Origin of the sequence: Xanthomonas translucens pv. cerealis, assembly GCF_006838285.1 — a bacterium.
Classification (GTDB): Bacteria; Pseudomonadota; Gammaproteobacteria; order Xanthomonadales; family Xanthomonadaceae; genus Xanthomonas_A; species Xanthomonas_A cerealis.
Genome location: NZ_CP038228.1, coordinates 1,212,039 through 1,235,432, shown reverse-complemented (window position 1 = coordinate 1,235,432; position 23,394 = coordinate 1,212,039). Strand labels below are relative to the sequence as shown.

Sequence of the window (23,394 nt, the reverse complement as noted above, 5' to 3'; positions counted from 1 at the left end):
TACATTGACCTGTGCCTGACTTCAAAACTCAGAGATCGAGGTATCATTCTGGGTATCAAAGCAGGCACATCTGCTGGACCCAAATTTCTTTAGGTTCAAGGGTTTGTCTGAGGGCGTTTACAGGCTCCGCCCACCTCCACCATTCTCACCTGCAAATCTAGCGTAAGTAGCTTGATTTTTCAAGGTTTTCTGGTGATTTACGACCCTCAAACGATACCCCTTCAAGGTATCGTTTGAGGTATCGTTTTGCCCAAACCCTTCTTGTTGAAGCGCGCCAGCGGGCTCTATGCCCGCTTTCTGGTGCCTATCGACGTGCGTCCGCTACTTGGGTGCCGCTTCCTGGTGCGCGCCCTGCCCGGTCGAGGCGACGCCGCCCGGCTGGTCGCAGCCCGCATGGCGGTGGCACTATCGGAGTCCTTCAAGGCGCTGCGGACAGGGACGATGGTGAACGACGACATCAAGGACATCTTGCGCCGGGTGCGCGAGAACGGGCATCAGGATTTGACCATCCAGCAAGTGCGCCTCCCCAATGGACTGACGCTCGGCAATCTCACACGTGCGATCGGCAGCGTGCTGCACGCCATCGCGCATCGCGCAAGGCGTCTGTGCCAGGCGCCGCCTAGCGTTGCAAGCGCAGATCACATTTGCGCGGACTGCTTCCAGGACTTGCCACTGTCATGGTGCGATGCAGGCCTGACCGGAGCCGGATACAGCGCTCAATCGGTTTTGTTGGCAGCTCTCAATCATTTACAGAATCTTCGTGCGCTTTGCGCGCTTCGTCCGGGATATGAAGCGCTATCTCGGGAAAGTGTTCGCGGTCTCTCGGATCTTCAAGAACCAGCATTTCGCGCACCTTCCACATCTGCACCGCTTTAGACAGATTGACTGCATTGATCTCGCTATCACCACGAAATATAGTTTTATTATTCTCGTCACGGATGCCAAGATGTGAATTCTTCAGCGCCAGCCAATCGTTCGTAGCGGCCAGATAATCGCCTTGCGCTTCGGCACCGCTGCGGATAGGTGCACTTTCGCGCAACCTTTGCGCCATTCCATCCAATTTCTCGATAAATTCAGTGGTTTTGCTTTCACTGAGCATCATGGCGATTGAGGATACCTCACCAAGCATGGTGGGAGTTCCAGGGCAGCGCTTTTCCGGAATGAAAAACGGAGCGTCCGCAACGAAGGGATTTCTTTCCTCCATCACCAGATGCAGCAGGGCGTACGCGGTGTCATCGATCCTCTTGTGCGCTTGCTGTTGCGTTTCACTGCTGCTGGACGTCGCGGCGGAAGAAGATGCACCCGTGGCCTCCCGGGCAGCCCGGGCAGCCCGGGCCACCCGAGCTGCCCAGGCCGCCAGGGCAGAAGTCGGCTCGGAGCGGATAGAGAGGAGTCGGTCGAGTTCATGTTGCAGACGTGGTGGAACTAGGATCGTGCAATCCGCAGGTAGCCGAAAAATACTGACAGGCAGCCTTTGCAGATTGTCGCAGCCGCGCAGGTCGAGCTTCTGAAGTTGCGACAGTTTATGTATATCATGTGGCAACGAGCGCAGATTGCTGCAGTCTCTCAGAATTATTTTCTTCAGCGGCGCTCGCGCTTGTGAAATAAGCGGGTATTCGCGCAACTCCGTGCAGCCACTCAGATCCAGTTGCTCCAGCTTGGGCAGGCCATGAATGCTGCTGTCGAGTTCGGCAAGTGGTGAATTGGCAATCTTTATTTCCTTCAACTCTTTCAGGCGTCGGAGGGACGGCGGGAGCGAGCGGATCCCGGTGTTCGACAGTTCAAGCTTCTGCAAGTTGACCAATCCTTCGCGCTCGCCGGATGCGTTGCGGATCGCAAGATCCTCGGGGAGTTCGGACAATTCAGGGCAGGAGAGGATGGAGAGCGCTCGCAACTCCTTTAGCCTGGAGATGGACGCAGGCAGCGCGCTGATCGGATTTGCATCTAACTTCAATGTCCGCAGGCTGGTCAGGTCGCCGATGGACTCGGGAAGTTCCATCAGTCCAGTTCTTCTGATCGTCATATTTTGAAGATGCGAAAAGCGGAACGTCTGCTCCGGGAGCCGTGGCAGCGGGAGATATTCGATATCCAATGAGGTGACGTTGGGAGACGTTGCACGTGCCAGCATCCTTGCAGTGGCTTGTAGCGCGACGCGGGGATGGGACTCGATTCTATGTGCCGGCGCGTAGATGGAGCTCGAGGCGCCTAACCAACTGGAGCTTTCAGCCTCGCATTGCTGGCGCCACTGCGATAGCACGCGCTCGTAAGATCGAATCGGTTCGCTGCGTTGCCGGAGCGGCTGGCGCTGCAGCGCTTGCGCAGGCGAAGGTGTCGCCAGGACGAGCGGAGAAGGTGCCGCCGCCGCTTGCATCGGATGGTGGAGCGCATCCGGGGTGGGTTGCTGGCCGGGCGCATCGCTGCGCCGCGATGGCGTTGACGGATGGCGCGCGCGCTGACGAGGAAAACGTCTGAACAGGCCGCTGAGCAGGCCAGAACGGGGTTGCGTTGCGCCAAGCGGCAGCGTCCGCTCGCCCGGTGCTGCGCTCGTACTCGATTCGGCGTGCTGCGGAATTTCCGCTGGCGTTTCTGGCGCGCGCGAGCGGTTGATGCGTGGCATGGCAGTCCTCGTTCGCTGCATGGCGTATGCACGGCATGATCGATCTGAAGCGCAGCGGATAACGGGTTAGGGGCGAAACCCTGATCGGTGGGGCGAAGTCTAGGTGGGTGCGGTGGTCGCCTGAATCCAAGGCCCACGCACAGAACCCGATCTTCCCCAAGCATCCGGGCAATTCGGTTTTTTCATCTGCCCATTGCAGCAATGGATCGCCAGGCAGGTTGTCGCAAGCATGGCCCGCCTCAACGGCCGGGCAACGCTTGAACGCAGCGCCATCCGGCAATGTCGGCAGCAGCAGGCATGAGATCTACCGGTGCTTAATGAAAGTGGTCCAGCCGCGGATGCCTGCATCCTTGAAGCAGCCCCGAGCGTCGCCTTCGGCCGCACAGCTGGTAGGCGAATCATGCGCGCGTGTCCGTTACGGCAGCGTCCTCGAGGTGTTGCGGAATGATGTCGGGGCCGTCGCGGGGGGGGCAAGGAGACGGACCATGCCGACTACGTCGAGACAACAATCCGGGGCACAGGACCGGCAACGCAGACACATCCGTTACTCGCCCACATGCCCATCACCGTCGGTCTGTACGGTAGGCGATGACCTTCAGATCAGGACGCCCCGCCATGTCATTGACCCAGGAACAACTGCGCATCCTGCAGGACATCCATGCCACAAGACCGGTCGGCGAAGCGGAGACGGCTTGGGCGGTGCGCGAGAATTATGCCGCGCAAGGCGAAGATGGCGATCTCGCGCTAAGCCAGAACGGGCTGCAAGCGATCGACGGCAGCGAAGCGTAATCCCAGGCGCCGTGTCGCCTTCGCCGCACCATGGCAGCGCCGCTGCGAGGCAATAGCGCACAGTGCTGCGGCCATCCCACCTGGACCCGGCTGGCGCCATTGTGGTGTGGTGATGATGCGCAACTTCTTCGTGGTCGTGTGCGGCGTCGGGGACGCTCGCGCCGTCAGTGTGCGACCGGCACAGGCAGCGGCGTTGCCAGCGCCACCTCCTGCGGCAACACCGCGTCCTGGCCCCAGCCGCCGAGCGCCTTGTACACCCGCACCACGCCGACATTGACCGACGCCTCGGCATCGGCCAGGGCATCGTCGGCACTCAGCTTGGTGCGCTGGGCATCGAGCAGGGTCAGGAAATCTTCCGAACCGGCACGGTAGCGGATCTGCGCCAGCGCTTCGGCGCGGCCTGCCGCTTCGGCCTGCTCGAGGACGATGGCCAGCCGCGCCTGCTGTTTGGCGTAGGCGGTCAAGGCGTTCTCGGTGTCCTCCAGCGCGCCGAGCACCGCCTTCTCGTAATCGGCGGCGGCGCCGTCGGCCTGCGCCTCGCTGGCGCGCAACCGCGCGCGCACGGTGCCGAAATCGAACGCCGCCCAGCGGATCGATGGGGTCAGCGACCAGGCCTTGCTGCCGCCCTGCAGCAGCGCGCCGGCATCGCCGGACAGGAAGCCGACGAAGCCGCTGAGGCTGATCCGCGGGAACAGGTCGGCGGTGGCCACGCCGATCCGCGCCGTCGCCGCCGCCAGCCGGCGCTCGGCGATGCGTACGTCCGGCCGCCGGCGCAGCAACTGGGTGGTATCGCCCAGCGGCAGCGCGCGGGCGTAGGCGGGCGTGGCGCGCGGCGCCAGCAGGTCGTCCAGCGCGCCGGGCTGACGGCCCAGCAGCACCGTCAGCCGATGCCGGGCCTGCGCTTCGCCGACTTCCAGCAACGGGATGTCGGCCTCGATCGCCTTGAACCGGGCGCGGCTGCTCTGCACGTCCAGTTCGCTGCCGGCGCCCAGTTGCGAGCGGGTCTCGGTCAGGCGCTGGGTGTGGCGCAGGTTGTCCAGGGTGGTGCGCGCCACCGCGATGCGTTTCTGCGCACCGCGCAACTCGAAATAGTTGCGCGCCACTTCCGCGGCCACGCTGACCTGCGCATCGGCCATCCCTGCCTGCTCGGCTTCCAGGTCGGCGCGCGCCGCCTCGCTGGCGCGGCGCTGGCGTCCGAACAGATCGAGCTCCCAGCCGGCATCGAAGCCCAGGCTGTAGCGCTCGGTCAGCACCCGTGCACCGCCGGCGTCGGCATCCGGCGCCTTGCCGCGGCTGTAGTCGCCGTTGGCGGTGACGTGCGGCGCCTGGTCCAGGCGCCGTTCGGCGAACACGGCGCGCGCTTCGTGCACGCGCGCCAGGGCGATGCGCAGGTCGAGGTTGGCGACCAGGCTCTGGTGCACCAGTTGCTCGAGTACCGGGTCGTCGAACTGCGCCCACCACGACGCCACCGGCGAGGCGCTCGCGAACACCGGTGCCGCCGCGCCCTGCAGCGTCACCGGCGCCGGTTCCGGCGCACGGTAGTTGGGGCCGACGCTGGCGCAGGCGCTGAGCAGCGCCAACGCCAGCGCGCCGATTGCGGGACGGATCACCATGGCAGCACCTGGCCCACATGGGTGTAGCTTCCGGTCGCGCCATCGGCGTCGAGCAGCGCCATCATCACGCTGCTGCGCGCGCCGTCGGCCACGTCCAGCTCGCCTTCGCCGGCATTCATGTCGGTCTTCACGTAGCCGGGGTGAATGCTGTTGACCTTGATCGGGGTGTCGCGCAGTTCGTAGGCCAGTTGCACGGTCCACGCGTTCACCGCGCTCTTGGACACGTTGTAAGCCGGCACCTTGAAGTCGTAGATCGGCGAACCCGGCTGATTGTGCAGCGCGATCGAGCCGAGCACGCTGGACACATTGACGATGCGCGCGGCCGGCGCGGCGCGCAGCAGCGGCAGGAACGCCTGGGTCACCGCGATCAGGCCGAACACGTTGGTGTCGAAGGTCTTGCGCCAGGTCTCCAGGCTCTGCTGCGAGACTGTGCGTTTCATGTCGTCGATCAGGATGCCTGCGTTGTTGACCAGGATGTCGAGCCGGCCGTGGCGCGCCTGCACCGCCGCCGCCGCCGCCGCGATGCTGGCGGCGTCGGTGACGTCCAGGGTCAGCGCCTCCACCGGCAGGCCTTCGCCCTGCAGTTGCAGTGCGGCTGCGCTGGCGCGGGTGGAATCGCGGCCGGCCAGCAGCGTGTGCACGCCGGCCTCGGCCAGCTGGCGCACGGTATGCAGGCCGATGCCGCGGGTGGCGCCGGTGACGAGTGCGATTTTCTGGGTCGTGGTCATGCGAATTTCCTTGAATGAGGGAATGAACGGATCAGGCGTGGATCGGCGCATCGGCGGCGTGCGCCGGCGCATGCGACACCAGCGGACGCCCGGACAGCTTGCGCAGGGCGACATAGAACACCGGGGTGAGGAACAGGCCGAACAGGGTCACGCCGAGCATACCGGCGAACACCGTGATGCCGGTGGCCGAGCGCACTTCTGCGCCGGCGCCCTGCGAGAACACCAGCGGCACGGTGCCGGCGATGAACGCGATCGAGGTCATCACGATCGGACGCAGGCGCAGGCGGCAGGCCTGCAGCGCCGATTCCACGATGCCCTTGCCCTGCAGCTCCAGTTCGCGGGCGAACTCGACGATCAGGATCGCGTTCTTGCACGCCAGGCCCATCAGCACCACCAGCCCGACCTGCACGAACACATTGTTGTCGCCGCCGCTCAGCCATACCCCGAACAGCGCCGACAGCAGCGTCATCGGCACGATCAGGATCACCGCCAGCGGCAGCGTCCAGCTTTCGTACAGCGCGGCCAGCACCAGGAACGCCAGCATCACCGCCAACGGGAACACCACCAGCGCCGCCTTGCCCTGGCTGGCCTGCTGGTAGCTCAGGTCGGTCCATTCGATCTCCATGCCGTTGGGCAGCACCTGCTTGGCGATCTGGGTGAGCTTGGCCATCGCTTCGGCCGAGGACAGCATGCGCGCATCCGCCTCACCGGCCAGGTCGGCGGCCGGATAGCCGTTGTAGCGCAGCACTGGATCCGGACCGTAGCTCTGCTTGAGCGTCACCATCGAGCCGATCGGCACCATTTCGCCGGCGGCGTTGCGGGTGCGCAGCCGCGCGATGTCCTCGACGCTTTCGCGGAACGGCGCATCGGCCTGGGCGATCACCTGCCAGGTGCGGCCGAACTGGTTGAAGTCGTTGACGTAGGTGGAACCGAGATAGGTCTGCAACGTATCGAACAGGTCGGTCAGGGCCACGCCCTGCGCCTTGGCCTTGACCCGATCGACCTCGGCGTCCAGCTGCGGCACGTTGGCCTGGTAGGTGCCGATCGGATAGCTCATGCCCGGGGTCTGCGCCACCGCGCCCTGCATCGCGTTGACCGCGTTCTGCAGCGCGCCGTAGCCCAGATTGGCGCGGTCCTCGATGAACAGCTGGTAGCCGTTGCCGTTGCCCAGGCCCAGGATCGGCGGCGGCATGAACGCGAACGCCATGCCTTCGCCAAGCTGCGAGATGCGCTGGTTGATCTCGGCATTGATCTCCAGCGCGCTGCGGTGGCGCTTGGCGAACGGCTTCAGGGTCAGGAACAACACGCCGGTATTGGGCGTGTTGGTGAACTGCAGCGCGTTCAAACCGGGGAACGAGATCGCATGCTCCACGCCGTCGGTCTGCATGGCGATGGTGACGACCTTGCGCAGCATCGCGTCGGTGCGCTCGAGCGAGGCGCCCTCGGGCAGTTTCACGCCGGCGATCAGGTACATCTTGTCCTGGGTCGGGATGAAGCCGGCCGGCACCGCCTTGAACATCACCCCGGTGACCAGCAGCAGCACCAGGTACACCGCGAACACCGCGCCGCGCTTGCCGAGAATCCGCGACACGCTGCCCTGATAGCGCTCGGAACTGCGGTTGAAGAAACGGTTGAACGGACGGAACAGCCAGCCGCCGAACAGGCGGTCCATCAGCCGCGACGCCGCATCCTTGGGCGCGTCGTGGGAGCGCAGCAGCAGCGCGGCCAGCGCCGGCGACAGGGTCAGCGAGTTGATCGCCGAGATCACCGTGGAAATGGCGATGGTCACCGCGAACTGCTTGTAGAACTGGCCGGTGACCCCGGACAGAAACGCCATCGGCACGAACACCGCGCACAGCACCAGCGCGATCGCCACGATCGGCCCGGACACCTCGCGCATCGCCTGGTGCGCCGCGGCCAGCGGAGTCAGCCCTTCCTCGATGTTGCGCTCCACGTTCTCCACCACCACGATCGCATCGTCCACCACGATGCCGATCGCCAGCACCAGGCCGAACAGGGTCAGCGTGTTGATCGAGAAGCCCAGCACGTACAGCGCAGCGAAGGTGCCCACCACCGACACCGGCACCGCGATCAACGGAATGATCGAGGCGCGCCAGGTCTGCAGGAACAGGATCACCACCAGCACCACCAGCAGCACCGCTTCCAGCAAGGTATGCACCACGGCGGTGATCGAGTCGCGCACGAAGATCGTGGTGTCGTACACCGCCTCGTACTTCACGTCGTCCGGGAACTGCTTGGTGAGTTCGTCCATCGTGGCGATCACCTGATCGCGGATCTCCAGCGCATTGGCGCCCGGCGCCTGGAAGATGCCGATGCCGACCGCGTTCTTGCCGTCCAGCTGCGAGCGCAGCGTGTAGTCGCCGGCACCCAGTTCCAGGCGTGCGACGTCGCCCAGGCGCACGGTTTCGCCGTCGGCGCCGACCTTGAGCACGATGTCGCCGAACTCCTGCTCGCTGCGCAAGCGGCCCTGTGCGTTGATCAGGGTCAGGAACTTGCTGTCGGGCATCGGCTCGGCGCCGAGCTGGCCGGCCGAGACCTGCACGTTCTGCTCGCGCATCGCCGCGACCACGTCGCTGGCGGTGAGCCCGCGCGCGGCGATGCGTTCCGGATCCAGCCAGGCGCGCATCGCGTAGTCGCCGCCGCCGAACACCTGCGCATCGCCCACGCCCTGGATCCGCGCCAGCGCGTCCTTGACGTGCAGGCGCGCGTAGTTGCGCAGATACAGCGTGTCGTACTTGCCCTTCGGCGAGGTCACGTGCACCACCATCAGGAAGGTCGGCGACTGCTTCTGCGTGGTCACGCCCTGCCGGCGCACGTCCTCGGGCAGGCGCGCCTGCGCCTGCCCGACGCGGTTCTGCACCTTGACCGCCGCATCGTCGGCATCGGTGCCGGGGCGGAAGGTGATGGTCATCTGCAGTACGCCGTCGGAGCCGGCCACCGACTTGAGGTACATCATGCCCTCGACCCCGTTGATCGCCTCCTCCAACGGCGTGGCGACGGTCTCGGCGATGACCTTGGGATTGGCGCCCGGATACACGGTGCGCACGATCACCGAGGGCGGTACCACGTCGGGGTATTCGCCGATGGGCAGCATCGGGATCGCGATCAGTCCCGCGGCCAAGATGACGATCGACAGCACGGCGGCGAAGATCGGCCGGTCGATGAAGAATCTGGAAAAGTCCATGGGCGGTGGTCCTGGAAACTAAGGTGAAACGGGGGCAGAACAGGAATGCGGGCAAAGCGGCGGCGACGCTGTGCGCGCCCCTGGCGTCAGTCGGGGGACGACTCAGTCGAGGGCGACGGCCTTGCGTGCGGCGGCCGGCGACGCCGTGGTCAGCAGCACGGGCTTGGCCTGCACCGGCATGCCGGGCATGAACACTTTCTGCACGCCGTCGACGATAACCCGATCGCCAGCGTTGAGCCCGCCGAGCACGATGCGCAGGCCTTCGGCGCTGCGCCCCAGCTGCACGTCGCGGCGCTGCGCCTTGCCTTCGTTGTCGACCACGTAGACGTACTTGCGGTCCTGGTCGGTCAGTACCGACCGGTCGTCGATCAGCAGTGCGTTGAAGCGGCCGCTGCCGAGCAGGCGCACGCGCGCGAACAGGCCCGGGGTGAAGCTGCGATCGGCGTTGTCGAGCAAGGCGCGCACGCGGATGGTGCCGGTGCTGCGGGTGATCTGGTTGTCGAGGAAATCGACCTTGCCGGCATGAGGGAACCCGTCCTCGCCGACCAGGCCGATCTGCACCGGCAACTGCCCGTCGCGTTCGCTGGGCCGCTCGCCCTTGCGCGCCATCTGCGCATAGCGCAGGAAGGTGCCTTCGTCGGCATCAAAGTACACATGCACCTTGTCCAGCGACACCAGCGTGGTCAGCACGTTGGCGCTGTCGCCGGCGCTGACCAGATTGCCGGCGGTGACCAGGGCGCGGCCGGCGTGGCCGTCGATCGGCGCGCGGACCTGCGTCCACTCCAGATTCAGGCGCGCGGTGTCCACCGCGGCCTGCGCGGCGAGTACGTCGGCATCGGCCTGTTCGGCGGCAGCATGGCGCTGCTCCCAGCTCTCGGTGGAGATCGCCTGCTGGTCGGACAGTTTCTTGGCGCGCGCCGCCTCGCTGCCGTTGAGCCTGGACTGGGTCCGCGCCCGCGCCAGCTCGGCGTTGGCGCGCGCCAGTTCGGCGCGGTAGCTGCGCGCGTCGATGGTGAACAGCACATCGCCCTTGTTCAGTTCCTGGCCTTCGACGTAATTGACCTTGTCGATGTAGCCGGACACGCGCGGACGCAGATCGACGCGCTCGACCGCCTCGACGCGGCCGCTGAACTCGTCCCACTGGCTGATTTCCTTCTGCAGCGCCGGCGCGACGCCGACCGCAGGCGGCGGCGCGCCCTGCCCGTCGGCCTTGCTGCCGCAGGCGGCCAGGGCGGCGGCCAGCAGCGCGATCGCCAGCGGGCGCAAGGCGCGCGAGGGGCAATGGAAAAGCGACATCGGCATCGGGTTCATGGGGAAACCTCGTGAGTGGAAAAAGAAAAATGCGCTGCGGTCATCAACGAGGTGCGTGGATGCGCGTAGTGATGCTTATCGATATCGACCACAGGCTGGTCGGGCAAGCCGCCGTCGGCCAGCAGCGCCACCGCGGCGCGGCCGACGCTGAGCGCGGTGAACCATTCCGGGCAGTCGTCGCTGCCGGCTTCGCTGCGGCACACCGGATGCGCCAGCGCCAGCAACTGCACGCGCACGCCCAGCGGCTTGGCCTCTTCGTGCAGGACCTGGGCGAGCATGCGGATCGCCGCCGCGGCTACTGAACTCTCGCCATGCCCGGACCAGGCGCGCAACGCGCACGGGCTGCCGAGCAGGAGGTAGCGGCCGCCGCGCTCGGCCTGCGCCAGCAGCGGCAGCAGGTGCCGGGCCGCGGCCAGATGCGGCAGCAGGTCGGCCTCCATGCGCCGGCGCAGCGCGGTCAGCGGCTGGTCCAACAGGCGCCCGCAGCGCAGTGCACTGCCGAGGCTGGCGACCACGCCCGCCAACGGCCGCGGCCGCTGCGCCACGGCAGCGGCCAGGGTGGCGGCGCTGGCATCGTTGCCGACCGAACCCTGCAGCACGTGCAGCGCCGGCTCGTCGCTGTAGCGATCGCGCAGCGCGCGCAGCCGGCCGCGGTCGCGCGCCACCGCCAGCACCGGGCTGCCGGCCTCGAGCAAGGCGCCGACCACGCCCCGGCCGATGGTGCCGGTGCCGCCGAGCACCAAGACCTCCGGGTCCAGCGTCCCGCTCACGGGACTTTTACTCCCGCAAACGGGACAATCGTAATGCGGCCGAGTCGCCCGCTGCCGCGTTGGCCCAGCTGCATCGCGCCGCCGGCCTGGCTGCGCGGCGGCGGGGTGAACTCGCGAAAGGCCTTGAGATAGCCGGTTTCCAGCGCGTCGATGGACGTACCATCGCGTCGATTGGGGCGACGGACGCCTGCGAGAAACGGCAACAACGTACGCAACAACATGAGCAATTGGCCTGGGTGGCGGCGAATGCGTACAAATTAGGCGTCAAAGCCGCACTTGATTAGTCCGAATTAAGGGGAATAATCGTCCCGTCACCGGTCCAATCGTTCTCCCTCCTCAGGAACCCGCCATGACCCACGATCTGAACGACACCCTGATCTTCGTCAAGGTGGTCGAGCAAGGCAGCTTCATCGCCGCGGCCAACGCGCTCGGCCTGCCCAAGACCACCGTCAGTCGCAAGGTGCAGGATCTAGAGGCACGCCTGGGCGCGCGCCTGCTGCACCGGACCACGCGCCGCCTCGGCCTGACGGAAGCCGGCGCGGTCTATCACGAGCATTGCCAGCGCATCGCGCGCGAGCTGGAAGAAGCCGAGAGCGCGGTCGGGCAGCTGCAGGCCGGCCCGCGCGGCTGGCTGCGTTTCAGCGTGCCCTACTCGGCCGGCATTTCCTGGGTGGCGCCGATCCTGGGCGAATTCCACAAGCAGCATCCGGAAGTGCGCCTGGAAATGATCATGACCAGCGACAAGGTCGATCCGATCGCCGAGGGCGTGGACGTGGCCCTGCACATGGGCGCGCTGCTGGATTCGACCATGGTCGCGCGCAAGCTGGCCACCTTCCGCACCCAGGTGTTCGCCAGCCCCAACTACATCCAACGCCACGGCGAGCCGCTGCATCCGGACGACCTGCAACATCACCGTACGCTGGCGCTGAGCAGTGGCCGCAACGGCGGCAACCGGCTCAGCTGGCCGTTGCGCAACGGCAAGCAGAGCGGCGACTTCGCGATCCAGCCGATCCTGCTCGCCAACGACTCGGCGGCGCTGATCGGCGGGCTGGTCTGCGGCGAAGGCCTGGTGCTGGCCAGCGACGCGACGATCAAGCCGCTGATCGAGGCCGGCAAGGCGCGCCGCGTGCTCGGCGGCTGGGTCGGCCCGGACCTGGATTTCAACGCGGTGTTTCCCGGCGGGCGCATGCTGTCGCCGAAGGTGCGCGCCTTCGTCGATTTCCTGGTCGGCAAGCTCAACTTCGACGTCAACTACATGCTGGCGCAATGCCCGGCCAAGCTGGCCGCGCAACACGCCGACAGCGGCGCCGAGTTCACCCTGTGCAGCGGGGTGGCGATGAATACCCAGACCGTTGCGCTGCCGCAGTTACCCGCGCTGCCGTTGACCGATGCAGAACCTGCGCCGGAACTGGAGGAAGAAGTGCTGGTCTGAGCAGGCAGGCGCGTAGCGACCGCGAGGGTTGGCGCTGGCTGCGCGCTCGGCGCACGCGTCTGCGCCACCGACGCACGGGTGAGGCCACAGAGGCCACAACGCGAAACGGGCCGCATCAGCGGCCCGTTTCGCGTTCCAGGGCGGCGGTCGCCGCTCAGGAGCGCAGCGGCACCACGCGGATCTCGACGCGGCGGTTCTGCGCGCGGCCGGCCTCGGTGCTGTTGTCGGCGATCGGGAACTTCTTGCCCGCACCCAGCGTCTCGATGCGCTCGCGCTGCACGCCCTGCGCGGTGAGGTACGCCGCCACCGAGGCGGCGCGCTGTTCGGACAGGCGCTGGTTGACCGCATCGCTGCCGACGCTGTCGGTATGCCCGACCACTTCGATCATGGTCTGGTTGTATTCGCCCAGGGTCGAGGCCACGCCGTTGAGCGCCGAATAGAACTGCGGCTTCAGCGTGGACTGGTTGAAGTCGAAGGTAATGCCGTCGGGCAGGTTCAAGGTGATGTTGTCGCCGTCGCGGCGCACGTCGATGCCGGTGTTGGCAGTGCGCTCGCGCAGCGCGCGTTCCTGGCGATCCTGGTAGTTGCCGATCGCCGCGCCGCTGAGCGCGCCGATCCCGGCGCCGATCATCGCGTGCTGGCGGCGCTCGGTGGCGCTGCTGCCGCTGAGCAAGCCGGCGGCGACGCCGACCGCGGTGCCGATCAGCGCACCGCGGCCGGTGCGGTCGTTCTGCTGTTCGGTCTGGTTGCCGTACTGGTCGCGCTGCACGTAGGAGCCGCCGGTGGCGCAGGCGGACAGCACCAGCACGCTGACCAGCGCCACGGATATGCATTGAATAGCGGTGCGTTTCATCGCGCTCTCTCCCGATTCTGAAATGAAGTGGAAGCCAGCATAAACAGTGGGCCGCCAGACGGGGATGAACGTTGCGCGCGCCGCACTGCGCCCCGTTCAGGAAACCGGCAGCAACGCGTCCGCGTCCACCGCGCGCAACGGATGCTCCCAGTCGCCCATCAGCGCCAGGTACAGCAGCTTCTCGAATTCGGCGCCGATGCGGCGCATCACCGCATCCGGGTCGGGAATCAGCCGCGCATCGCCGATCAGGCCGAAATGCACGCGATGGTTGTAGCTCATGATCGACACGCCGACCCCGATCGAACCGGTCTGCGGCACACAGAACATCATCTCGCGCACCCGGCTGCCGGCCAGGTACAGCGGCTGCTGCGGCCCCGGCACATTGGTCGCCACGGTGCTCGCCTTGCGGCTGAACAGGTCCAGCGCCAGCGACTGCAGCGCCGCCGGCGCCATGCCCACCGCGGCCAGCAGTCCGAACACCACCATCGCCTGCCGCGACTGCTTGAGCTGCTGCATCGAGGCGGCCACGCGCTGCACGCGCCGCACCGGATTGGCCTCGCCGACCGGAAGGTCCAGGAACACCAGCCCGAAATGGTTGCCGAGCTTGCGCGCGTGTTCCAGCGGGCGCAGGTTGACCGGCACCGTGGCGCGCAGGGTCACCCCGTCCAGCGCTTCGCCGCGCTCGAGCATGTAGGCGCGCAAGGCGCCGGCCATGGTCGCCATCAGCACGTCGTTGACCGTGCAGTCGCAGGCGCGGCCGACCGCCTTCACTTCGTCCAGGTCCAGCGGCGCGGCCCATGCCACCCGCTTGCTGACCCCCAGGCGCCCGCGCAGCAGCGTCGGCGGATCGTCGGACAGGAGCAACGCATTGGCCAGTTCGCGGCCGATCAGGCCGCCTTCCTTGGCCAGCATCTGCGCCAGGTTCGGGTCCTGGTACATGGCGCGACCCTTGTCGAGCATGCGTCCGCCCAGTTTCAGATAGCGATCGATGGCGCCGACCCGGCGCACCACTTCCTTGCCGTCGTCCTTCAGCCAGGCACGGCCCAGTTGCGCCGCTGGCTCCGGCACGCGCTGCATGTCGGTCAGCGACAGCAGTACCTGCACCAGCGCGATGCCGTCGGCGTAGCTGTGGTGGATGCGCGCGACCAGCGCCGAGCCGCCTTCGTAGCGTTCGATCAGATGGAACTGCCACAGCGGCTTGGTCTTGTCCAAGGGCGTGGATGCCATCTGCCCGGCGAAGCGCTCCAGCGCCTGCTTGCCGCCGCGCCCGGGCAGGGCCGACAGGCGCACGTGCCAGTCCAGGTCGAAGTCGTCGTCGTGTTGCCAGTGGGCGCCGGTCGCGGTGTCCACCGGCTTTTGCTGGAAGCGCGGAAACGACAGGAAGCGTTTGCGCACCAACTGCTTGAACTGCGGTAGCGACAGCGCCTCGTCGAGCATCAACACGCCGGTGATCATCATCGGATTGGTCGGCCGCTCCATCCGCAACCAGGCGGTATCCACACGCGACATCGGTTCGCGCCGCGGCTTGCGGCGGGCTGTGCTGGTGGCCATGCATGCTCCTGTGCGTGGCCGGAGTGAATCATGGCGCAGCGAAGGGCGTCAATCGCGGCGCCCTACCCTGCGCTGCCGCGGTTCACGCCGCAGCGCCGCTCGCGCGCACTGGCTTGGCCCGCGTCAGCCGCCGCCAGTCTCGCGATAGGCGGCAAGCGCGGCGTCGCGGCCGGCGGCCAGATCCACGATCGGCTGCCGCGGATAGTGCGGCGCGCTGGTGGCCAGGCGCTGCGGCGACAGCCACGGCGCGAAGCGCTCGGCCACTGGCAGCGCCGCCAATTCCGGCACCCAGCGCGTGATGTAGCGGCCCTGCGGATCGAACTTCTGCGCCTGCGTCACCGGATTGAACACGCGGAAATACGGCGCGGCGTCGGCGCCGGTGCCGGCCACCCACTGCCAGCCGAGGGTGTTGTTGGCCAGGTCGGCATCGACCAGCGTGTCCCAGAACCAGCGCGCGCCTTCGGACCAATGCACGCGCAGGTGTTTGCACAGGTAGCTGGCGACGATCATCCGCACCCGGTTGTGCATCCAGCCGGTGTGCCACAGTTCGCGCAGGCCGGCATCGACGATCGGCACGCCGGTGCGGCCGCGCTGCCAGGCCTGCAGCTGCGCCGGGTCCGGCGTGGCCCAGCGGAACCGGGCGAAGCGCGGATTGAGGTTGTGCTCGGGCGTGTCCGGGAAATGGTGCAGCAGGTGGTGGGCGAAGTCGCGCCAGCCGAGCTGGCGGATGTAGCCGTCGATCGCCGCGCCGGTGGCGGCGCTGCGCTGCTTTTCCAGTGCGGCGACGATCCGCCACGGCGCGATCTCGCCGAAATGCAGGTGCGGCGACAGCCGCGAGGTACCGACCTGGTCGGGACGGTCGCGGCCCTCGACGTAGCCGCGCAGGGCGCAGTCGACGAACACCTCCAGCGCCTCGTGCGCGCCCGCCTCGCCCGGTTGCCATACCTCCCAGAAGCCGCGGTCCCAGCCCAGCGCCGGCGCCAGCCCAAGCTGTTGCAGCGGCAGGCTGGGCAGGGCCGGCGGTGGTGGTGGCAGCGTCTTCGGCGCGGGCCGCAGCGCAGGTACCTGCCAATGGCTCAGGGCGCTGCGCCAGAACGGCGTGAACACCTTGTACGGCCCGCCCTGCTGGGTGGCCAGTTGCCACGGTTCGAACAGCAACGCGCTGTTGTAGCTGTGCACGTCCAGGCCCTGCTCGCGCAGTTCGCGCTTGAGCTTGGCGTCGCGCGGCTGCGTGGCCGGTTCGTAGCGGCGATTCCAGTACACCGCGACCGCGCCGCATGCTTGGATCAGCTCGCGCAGCACGGTCTCGGCCGGACCCTGGCGCAGGATCAAGCGCGATCCGCGCGCTTGCAGCTGCGCATCGAGCGCGGCCAGCGCGCGCTGCAGCCAACTCAGCGAGGCCGCGCCAGCGGACCAGGCGCCTTCGTCGCCTGGACTGTGCACATAGACCGGCACGGGCGTGTGCCCGGCGGCCAGCGCCGCGTGCAGCGCGGGGTGATCGTGCAGGCGCAGGTCGCGCCGGAACCAGACGATGGCGTAGCTCATGCGCAGGACGGGCCGGAAAAGGACGCGCAAGGATACGCGTGGCCGGCGCGCAGCCGGCGTGAGCGCGCGCAATCGATGAAGGCGCGCGCCGACGCAAGACATCTCGCAACGCAGCTGGCGCTCGACCGCCAGCGCGGGCGCACGGCCCTATTCGAACGCGCCCACCGAATCGTGCGCCAGATTGTCGAAGCGGGTGTACTCGCCGAAGAACTTGAGCTTGCACGAACCGGTCGGGCCGCCGCGGTGCTTGCCGATGATGATCTCGGCCAGGCCCTTGTCCGGCGAATTTTCCTTGTTGTAGTAGTCGTCGCGGTAGATGAACACGATCATGTCCGCGTCCTGCTCGATCGCGCCGGATTCGCGCAGGTCGGCCATCACCGGGCGCTTGTCGGTGCGCGTTTCCAGCGAGCGGTTGAGCTGCGACAGCGCGATCACCGGCACGCCCAGTTCCTTGGCCAGGCCCTTGAGCGAGCGCGATATCTCGGAGATCTCGGTGGCGCGGTTCTCGCTGTTGCCCGGCACCGCCATCAGCTGCAGGTAGTCGATGACGATCAACCCCAGGTCGTGCTCGCGCTTGAGCCGGCGCGCCTTGGAGCGCAGGATTTCCGGCGACACGCCCGGCGTGTCGTCGATGAAGATCTTGGTCTCCTTCAGCATCTTGATCGCACCGGTGACCCGCGCCCAGTCCTCGTCCTCGAGCTGGCCGGTGCGCAGGCGCTGCGCATTGATCCGGCCGTTGGAGGAGATCAGGCGCATCGCCAGCTGCGAGGCCGACATTTCCATCGAGAACACCGCTACCGCCTTCTTCGACTTGATCGCCGCGTACTCGGCGATGTTCAGCGCCAGCGTGGTCTTGCCCATCGCCGGACGCGCGGCCAGGATGATCAGGTCGGTCGGCTGCAGGCCGGCGGTCATCGCGTCGAAGTCGCTGTAGCCGGTGGGCAGGCCGGTGATGTTGCCGCCGCTCTCGAAGCGGCTGCGCAATTCCTCGAACGCGTCCTTCAACGCGCCGGGCATCGCCACGAAATCGCTGCGCCCGCGCGCGCCGGCCTCGGCGATCTTGAACACCGCCTTCTCGGCGCTGGCCAGCAGCTCGGCGCTCTCGCGCCCTTCCGGCTGGAAGCCGTCGTTGACGATGCCGGTACCGACCTCGATCAGCTGCCGCAGCACCGCCTTGTCGCGCACGATCTCGGCGTAGGCGGCGATGTTGGCCGCCGACGGCGTGGTGCTGGCCAGTTCGATCAGGTAGGCGCCGTCGCCGACCATCTCCAGCTTGCCCTGCGATTCGAACCACTCGCCCAGCGTCACTGCATCGAACGGGCGGCCCTTCTCGGCCAGCTCGCGGATCGCGCGGTAGATCAGCTGATGGTCGCGGCGGTAGAAGTCGTTGTCGGTGAGCTGGTCGTTGACCCGGTCGTAGGCGTCGGGCGCCAGCATCAGGCCGCCGAGCACCGCCTGCTCGGCCTCGATCGAATGCGGCGGCACGCGCAACTGATCGATACGCGGCTCGCTGCGTTCGCCACGCTCGCTTTTGCGGTCGCCGCGGTAGCCGGGACGGGCGGACATGGGCTGGGTCTTCTCTCTGCGGGACTGCGAAACTGAGGGACACGGGCGGCGCGACGGCGCGGCCCGGTCTGCCATCTTAGTCAGCGGCGCACGGCACGGCTAGGGACAAGTCTGTGGACAACCCGTTGAGAACTGCGCACAGGCCGCGCCACGCAAGGCGATCGCCGCAGCGCCGCGACATGTCGCGCCGGCTGCGACCGAACGCGCCGGACCCGACGCACGGCCGCGCGCGCTCAGGCCTGCAGCTCGTCGACCCAGGCGATGAACTTGTCGACGAAGCCCTGCAGGAACTTGCGCGTGTCGGCGTTGCCGATGCTGCCGTCGGCCTCGATCAAGCCGTCCGTGAACTGCAAGAACACCTCCGGCTGGCCCAGCACCGGCATGTCCAGGTAGGCCAGCACGTTGCGCAGGTGCTGCTGCGCCAGCGCGGTGCCGAGCGCGCCGGGCGAGACCCCGCACAGCGCCGCCGGCTTGCCGGCGAAGGCGCTGTCGCCGTAGGGCCGCGAGCCCAGGTCGATCGCGTTCTTGAGCACGCCGGGGATCGAGCGGTTGTACTCGGGGGTGACGAACAGCACCGCGTCGGCGTCGCTGACCTGCGCCTTCAGCCGTTTGCCCTGCTCCGGGTAGTCGTGGTCCTGGTCCTGGTCGTACAGCGGCAGGTCGCCGATCTCCACGTACTCGAAACGGGCGCGGTCGCCGACCAGTTTCTCCAGTGCCAGCGCCAGGCGCCGGTTGTACGACTCCTTGCGCAGACTGCCGACGAAAACCGCGATGCGGTACTGGCTCATGGCTTACTCCTGACCAATTTTGGGGCTTGCAGCCTAGCCGCCGGCGCGGCGCGGCCAGGTGAATACGTCCCAGGCGACCGCCGCCAGGCCGCTCAGCGCCGCGCCTGACAGTCCGCGCGCGACCGCCCACACACCTCCACCGCGTGCGCCTGCAGCGGCTCGGGCAGCCGGTCATGGCGCAGGGCAGGTAGCGCGCGCCCAGCTTGGCCGCCACCGCTTTGGAATTGGCGTTCTCGGCGGCGAACGCTCATGCCCTCGTCTGCTCGTGCCGGCCATCGGTTGCGTCGGCGGCCACGCCAGCGCCGCCAACCGGTTCAGAACGCATTGATCCCGGTCAGCTCGCGGCCGACCACCAGTTGGTGCACGGTCTCGGTACCTTCGTAGGTGATCACCGATTCCAGGTTCAAGGCATGGCGGATCGCGCTGTACTCGGTGGTGATGCCGGCAGCGCCGAGCAGGTCGCGGCAGTCGCGGGCGATGTCCAGCGCCATGCGCACGTTGTTCCACTTCGCCAGCGACACCTGCGCCGGCTGCAGCGCGCCGGCATCCTTGAGCCGGCCCAGCTGCAGCGCCAACAACTGCGCGCCGGCGATGCGCCGAGCCATGTCGGCCAACTTGATCTGCGCGCTCTGCGTGGCCGCCAGCGGGCGCCCGAACAAAATTCGCTCGCCGGCATAGGCCAGCGCCTCGCGCAGGCAGGCGATCGCCGCGCCGATCGCGCCCCAGCTGATGCCGTAGCGGGCCTGGGTCAGGCAGCCCAACGGGCCTTTCATCCCGCGCACGCCAGGCAACCGCTGGCTATCGGGCAGGCGCACCGCGTCCAGGAACAGCGCCGAGGTCACCGAGGCGCGCAGGCTCATCTTGTGCGCGATGTCGTGCACACCGAAGCCGGGCGTGCCGGCCTCGACCAGGAAGCCCTGCACGCCGTCCTCGGTCTGCGCCCACACGATCGCCACGTCGGCCAGGCTGCCGTTGGTGATCCACATCTTGCTGCCGCTCAGGCGCCAGCCGTCGCCGTCGCGCACCGCACGGGTCTGCATCGCCGCCGGGTCGGAACCGCCCTGCGCCTCGGTCAGGCCGAAGCAGCCGATCGCGCTGCCGGCGGCCATCGCCGGCAACCAGCGCTGCCGCTGCGCCTGGCTGCCGTAGGCGTGGATCGGATACATGCACAGCGAGGACTGCACGCTGACGAAGCTGCGCAGCCCGCTGTCGCCGCGTTCCAGTTCCTGGCAGATCAGGCCGTAGCAGACCGCATTGAGGCCGGCGCCGCCATCGGCCGGCGGCAGTGTGGCGCCGAGCAGGCCCAGCTGCGCCAGTTCCGGCACCAGTTCGGCGGGAAACCGCGCCTGGTCGAACGCATCGCCGATGATCGGCAGCACCCTGGCATCGACGAAGCGCGCCACCGCCTGCTGGATCGCGCGCTCTTCCTCGCTCAGCAGCGAGGCCACATCGAACAGATCGTCGCAGGGCAACGGCATGGCAAGACTCGGGGCGAAAACCGCAGTGTATCGGAGCGCGCGCGCCGCGAAAAAAGCAGAGGCCGGCGCTGCGGCCGGCCTCTGTTACCACGCTACTGAGCTACTGGCGTACGCCGCTTCAGCGCTGACCGACGACGTCGCTGGCCGAGGCGGTCTGGGTGACCAGGCGCCCGTCGAGCACCGGCAGGCGGTCGCTGTTCGGCCTGTCGTCCATGCGCACGGTCTTCTCCTGGCCGTCGTAGCGGTAGGTAACCTCGTAGCCCTTGACCACATCGTCCCTGCCCAACGCGATGCGGCTGCCCGGCTTGCTGTCCGTGCGCATGGTGCCGGTGCTGCCATCGTCGTTGCGGTAGGTCACGTTGTAGCCGGTGATCCGCGAAGACTCGGCGGTACTGTTCTCGGTGTGGCACTTGCGCTCGGTACGGTCGACCACGCGGCCGCCGACGTGGTTGCGGTCGACCTCGTTGCCGATGAAGCCGCCTGCCACAGCGCCGGCCGCGGTGGCCGCTTTGCGGCCGTTGCCGTGGCCGACCTGGTTGCCGAGCAGGCCGCCGACCAGCGCACCGACCACGGTGCCGCCGACGTTGCCGTCGCGCTCGGGCAGGCGCTCCTGCACTACCACGTCGTTGCAGACTTGCCGCGGGGTGGTGGTGCTGGAGGTCTCGCGCAACGGCTCGGTGCCGATCACCTCGGCGTAGCGCTGCTCCTGCTGGGTGATCGGATCGACCCGGACCACATCGGCGTATTCCAGCTTGCCGCCGACGCCGTTGCTGGCGACCGCGTCGCCGCTCGGGCTGTTGTCCAGGGCCGGACGCACGTCGCCATTGCCGACGAATTCCTGCTTGTCGCGGTTGTTCATAAAGGCCGCGGTGGCCACACCGCCGACCAGTAATGCGCCAGCCGCGACCAGAATGGTTGTCGTATTGCTTTTCATCGTTGCTCTCCTGCGGTCTGGCCGCGTTGTCTACGATGCTGTGATTACCATGCCGAAGCTGAACCAATCCGCTCCCTATTCAGCAAAAATCCGCAGCGTGCTCTGGTGACGCGCCTGGAACGCCGCCATATCAAGGCTGTTAGCGTTTTCATCACGTTGCCGGAGAACCGTCCATGCCCAACCCGATCATGCTGCCTTTGCTGCGCTGGGCCGGCAAATTGCGCTACCCGACGCTGTTCAAACTCACCGCTGGCCTGTTCGTGCTGAGCGTGCTGCTGCCCGACCCGCTGCCCTTCATCGACGAGATCGTGTTCGGCCTGGGCACCTTGTTGCTGGCCAATTGGAAGACGCGCACGCCTGCGCCGGCCGCAGCGGAGTCCATCGCGTCCAGCGCGCGGCGCGTGCGCCGCTGAGGCCCGATGCGGCTGATCGATAGCCACTGCCATCTCGACGCTGCCGAGTTCGACGGCGACCGCGCCGCGGTGATCGCACGCGCGCAGGCCGCAGGCGTCGCCGCGCAGGTGCTGCCGGCGGTGACGGCGGCGTCCTGGCCGAAGCTGCGCGAGGTCTGCACGATGGCCGACGGCCTGTCTCCGGCCTACGGCCTGCATCCGCTATTCCTGGATGCGCATCGCCCCGCGCATCTGCCTTTGCTCGGCGAGTGGATCGCACGCGAGCGACCCTGCGCCATCGGCGAATGCGGGCTGGATTTGTTCGTCGAAGGACTGGATGAAGCCGAACAGCAGCGCTACTTCCTCGGCCAACTGCAGCTGGCGCGCGAGTTCGACCTGCCGCTGATCGTGCACGCGCGGCGCGCAGTGGACGCAGTGATCCTGGCAATCCGCAAGGTCGGGCGGCTGCGCGGCGTGGTGCACAGCTTTGCCGGCAGCCCGGAACAGGCGCGGCAACTGCAGTCGCTGGATTTCCTGATCGGCCTCGGCGGCCCGGTGACCTACGCACGCGCGCAGCGCCTGCGCCGGCTGGCGGCCGAATTGCCGCTGCAGCAACTGCTGCTGGAAACCGATGCCCCGGATCAGCCCGACGCGTCGATCCGCGGCCAACGCAACGAGCCGGCGCGGCTGCGCACGGTACTGGACACCATCGCCATGCTGCGTGGCCAGCCCGCCGCGGAGATCGCCGAACAGACCACGCGCAACGCGCAGCAGTTGTTCGGCCTGCAGGGCAACTCGAACAACCTGTAGGTTCATCACGATGAGCCGCCAAGACGCAGCAGACGCGCGTCTTCCAGACGATGTCAGTGCATCGTCTGGTTGCTGGGTGGCATCGATGTCCCGCATGGTGCGGCCGATGGCCGCCGCATCCGATCACGCCGGCACAATCCCTCGATGCTGCAGCGGAGCCAGCCGCATCAGAAGGACTCGCCGCCAACCTGCTGGGCGCACTGCGGGAGGGACTTCAGTGCCGACGGTATCCGCAGCCGGAAGCCCCATCGCGCCATTCATCGCGGCCGCAAGCTGACAGCTTTATTCGGCCGCTGGCTGCCCCAACAGCCTCTTGTCCCAGCACTCGACTTCGCGCTGGGCCAAGCGCCGTTCGAACAAGACGCGCCAGTTCGGCACCAGCGGCAACGCCAGCGCCTGCTCCAGCTGCGCCCGCTCCACCTCGCGCCGATACAGCAGTTCGATCAGGCGGGCCAGCGACCAGTCCGGGTATGGCCGTTCCAGCAACACCAGGCGGTCGCCGGCGGCGACCTCGCCCGGCTGCAGCACACGGTAGTACCAGCCGGTGCGACCGCTTTCCTGCACGCGCCGCGCCAGCGCGGCCACGCCGAAGCGGTCGGACAGCTTCCAGCACGGCTGCCGCGACTGCGACACCTCGACCAGCGCCGTGCCCAGCCGCAGCCGGTCGCCCAGGCACAGGTCGGCCTCGGTGGCGCCATGCGTGCTCAGGTTCTCGCCGAACGCGCCAGGTGCGTCCAGCAAGGCGTGCGCACCCAGTTCCCGGCGCCAGGCCGCGTAGTGGTCGTGCGGATAGTGGTGCAGCGCCTTGTCCAGGCCGCCGTGCACGCGGCGGTCGCCCTGCTCGTCCAGTTCCAGGCCTTCGATCCCGATCCGCAGCCGCCCGGACTGCTCCCGCTTGGCGATCGCGCTGCGGCTGCAGGGCCGGGTGAAGTCCTGCACGCGGCCGACCAGCACCGCATCCACGCCCAGGTCCAAGGCCGCAGCCGGGTTCATGCGCAGGCGCCGGGGTGCC

General features: G+C 67.6%; 19 protein-coding genes. 4 read left to right on the top strand and 15 right to left on the bottom strand.

What is annotated here, in order from left to right:
* Nucleotides 1-739: 739 nt before the first annotated feature.
* The gene (xopL, locus tag E4A48_RS05470) at nt 740-2,617 is read right to left on the bottom strand and encodes a type III secretion system leucine-rich repeat domain-containing effector XopL (RefSeq protein WP_142742012.1); all 1,878 of its coding nucleotides are present in this window, start codon (nt 2,615-2,617) and stop codon (nt 740-742) included.
* Nucleotides 2,618-3,232: 615 nt separating this feature from the next.
* Between xopL and E4A48_RS20445 the strand changes: the two genes are divergently transcribed.
* Nucleotides 3,233-3,406 carry a hypothetical protein gene (locus tag E4A48_RS20445; RefSeq protein WP_003467978.1) on the top strand — a complete coding sequence of 58 codons (174 nt, stop codon included), beginning with the start codon at nt 3,233-3,235 and terminating at the stop codon, nt 3,404-3,406.
* 164 nt (nt 3,407-3,570) lie between these two features.
* On the opposite strand, the gene E4A48_RS05465 is transcribed toward E4A48_RS20445, so the two are convergent.
* From E4A48_RS05465 to E4A48_RS05440, 6 genes are all read right to left on the bottom strand, one after another.
* Entirely contained in the window at nt 3,571-5,019 is a 1,449-nt protein-coding gene (locus tag E4A48_RS05465) for an efflux transporter outer membrane subunit (RefSeq protein ID WP_142742011.1), read from the bottom strand.
* Nucleotides 5,013-5,747: an SDR family oxidoreductase gene (locus tag E4A48_RS05460; protein WP_039009561.1), complete on the bottom strand. Its 735-nt coding sequence runs from the start codon at nt 5,745-5,747 to the stop codon at nt 5,013-5,015. The genes E4A48_RS05465 and E4A48_RS05460 overlap by 7 nt, the downstream gene beginning before the upstream one ends.
* 31 nt (nt 5,748-5,778) lie before the next feature.
* The gene (locus E4A48_RS05455) at nt 5,779-8,952 is read right to left on the bottom strand and encodes an efflux RND transporter permease subunit (RefSeq protein ID WP_142742010.1); all 3,174 of its coding nucleotides are present in this window, start codon (nt 8,950-8,952) and stop codon (nt 5,779-5,781) included.
* 102 nt (nt 8,953-9,054) lie between these two features.
* Nucleotides 9,055-10,263 (bottom strand): efflux RND transporter periplasmic adaptor subunit, encoded by a 1,209-nt coding sequence (locus E4A48_RS05450; protein WP_409976360.1) that lies wholly within the window; start codon nt 10,261-10,263, stop codon nt 9,055-9,057.
* Nucleotides 10,260-11,033: an SDR family NAD(P)-dependent oxidoreductase gene (locus E4A48_RS05445; RefSeq protein WP_039009555.1), complete on the bottom strand. Its 774-nt coding sequence runs from the start codon at nt 11,031-11,033 to the stop codon at nt 10,260-10,262. The genes E4A48_RS05450 and E4A48_RS05445 overlap by 4 nt, the downstream gene beginning before the upstream one ends.
* Entirely contained in the window at nt 11,030-11,254 is a 225-nt protein-coding gene (locus tag E4A48_RS05440; protein ID WP_142742009.1) for a hypothetical protein, read from the bottom strand. Before E4A48_RS05440 ends, E4A48_RS05445 begins: the two co-directional genes overlap by 4 nt.
* A 128-nt stretch (nt 11,255-11,382) precedes the next feature.
* On the opposite strand from E4A48_RS05440, the gene E4A48_RS05435 reads away from it, so the two are divergent.
* Nucleotides 11,383-12,465 (top strand): LysR family transcriptional regulator, encoded by a 1,083-nt coding sequence (locus tag E4A48_RS05435; protein WP_039009552.1) that lies wholly within the window; start codon nt 11,383-11,385, stop codon nt 12,463-12,465.
* Between the two features lie 154 nt (nt 12,466-12,619).
* On the opposite strand, the gene E4A48_RS05430 is transcribed toward E4A48_RS05435, so the two are convergent.
* From E4A48_RS05430 to E4A48_RS05395, 7 genes are all read right to left on the bottom strand, one after another.
* On the bottom strand, nt 12,620-13,318 hold the full coding sequence (locus tag E4A48_RS05430) for an OmpA family protein (RefSeq protein WP_142742008.1): 699 nt from the start codon (nt 13,316-13,318) through the stop codon (nt 12,620-12,622).
* A gap of 96 nt (nt 13,319-13,414) precedes the next feature.
* Complete coding sequence (locus E4A48_RS05425; RefSeq protein ID WP_142742007.1) at nt 13,415-14,869, bottom strand: WS/DGAT/MGAT family O-acyltransferase; 1,455 nt, start codon at nt 14,867-14,869, stop codon at nt 13,415-13,417.
* A 123-nt stretch (nt 14,870-14,992) separates the two neighbouring features.
* The gene (locus E4A48_RS05420) at nt 14,993-16,414 is read right to left on the bottom strand and encodes a cryptochrome/photolyase family protein (RefSeq protein WP_142742006.1); all 1,422 of its coding nucleotides are present in this window, start codon (nt 16,412-16,414) and stop codon (nt 14,993-14,995) included.
* Between the two features lie 147 nt (nt 16,415-16,561).
* On the bottom strand, nt 16,562-17,980 hold the full coding sequence (locus tag E4A48_RS05415) for a replicative DNA helicase (RefSeq protein WP_058196435.1): 1,419 nt from the start codon (nt 17,978-17,980) through the stop codon (nt 16,562-16,564).
* Between the two features lie 233 nt (nt 17,981-18,213).
* Nucleotides 18,214-18,768 (bottom strand): NADPH-dependent FMN reductase, encoded by a 555-nt coding sequence (locus E4A48_RS05410; protein WP_039009543.1) that lies wholly within the window; start codon nt 18,766-18,768, stop codon nt 18,214-18,216.
* 314 nt (nt 18,769-19,082) lie between these two features.
* Entirely contained in the window at nt 19,083-20,246 is a 1,164-nt protein-coding gene (locus tag E4A48_RS05400) for an acyl-CoA dehydrogenase family protein (RefSeq protein ID WP_058196434.1), read from the bottom strand.
* 118 nt (nt 20,247-20,364) lie between these two features.
* Entirely contained in the window at nt 20,365-21,180 is an 816-nt protein-coding gene (locus E4A48_RS05395) for a glycine zipper 2TM domain-containing protein (RefSeq protein WP_039009539.1), read from the bottom strand.
* Nucleotides 21,181-21,353: 173 nt separating this feature from the next.
* Here E4A48_RS05395 and E4A48_RS05390 point away from each other — a divergent pair, with 173 nt between their 5' ends.
* Nucleotides 21,354-21,593, top strand: coding sequence for a DUF6116 family protein (locus E4A48_RS05390; protein WP_039009537.1), 240 nt, complete (start codon nt 21,354-21,356; stop codon nt 21,591-21,593).
* Nucleotides 21,594-21,599: 6 nt separating this feature from the next.
* Nucleotides 21,600-22,382 carry a TatD family hydrolase gene (locus tag E4A48_RS05385; RefSeq protein WP_039009535.1) on the top strand — a complete coding sequence of 261 codons (783 nt, stop codon included), beginning with the start codon at nt 21,600-21,602 and terminating at the stop codon, nt 22,380-22,382.
* A gap of 282 nt (nt 22,383-22,664) precedes the next feature.
* Here the strand turns inward: E4A48_RS05385 and E4A48_RS05380 are convergent, their stop codons facing one another.
* Entirely contained in the window at nt 22,665-23,375 is a 711-nt protein-coding gene (locus E4A48_RS05380; protein ID WP_039009534.1) for an MOSC domain-containing protein, read from the bottom strand.
* Nucleotides 23,376-23,394 lie beyond the last annotated feature (19 nt).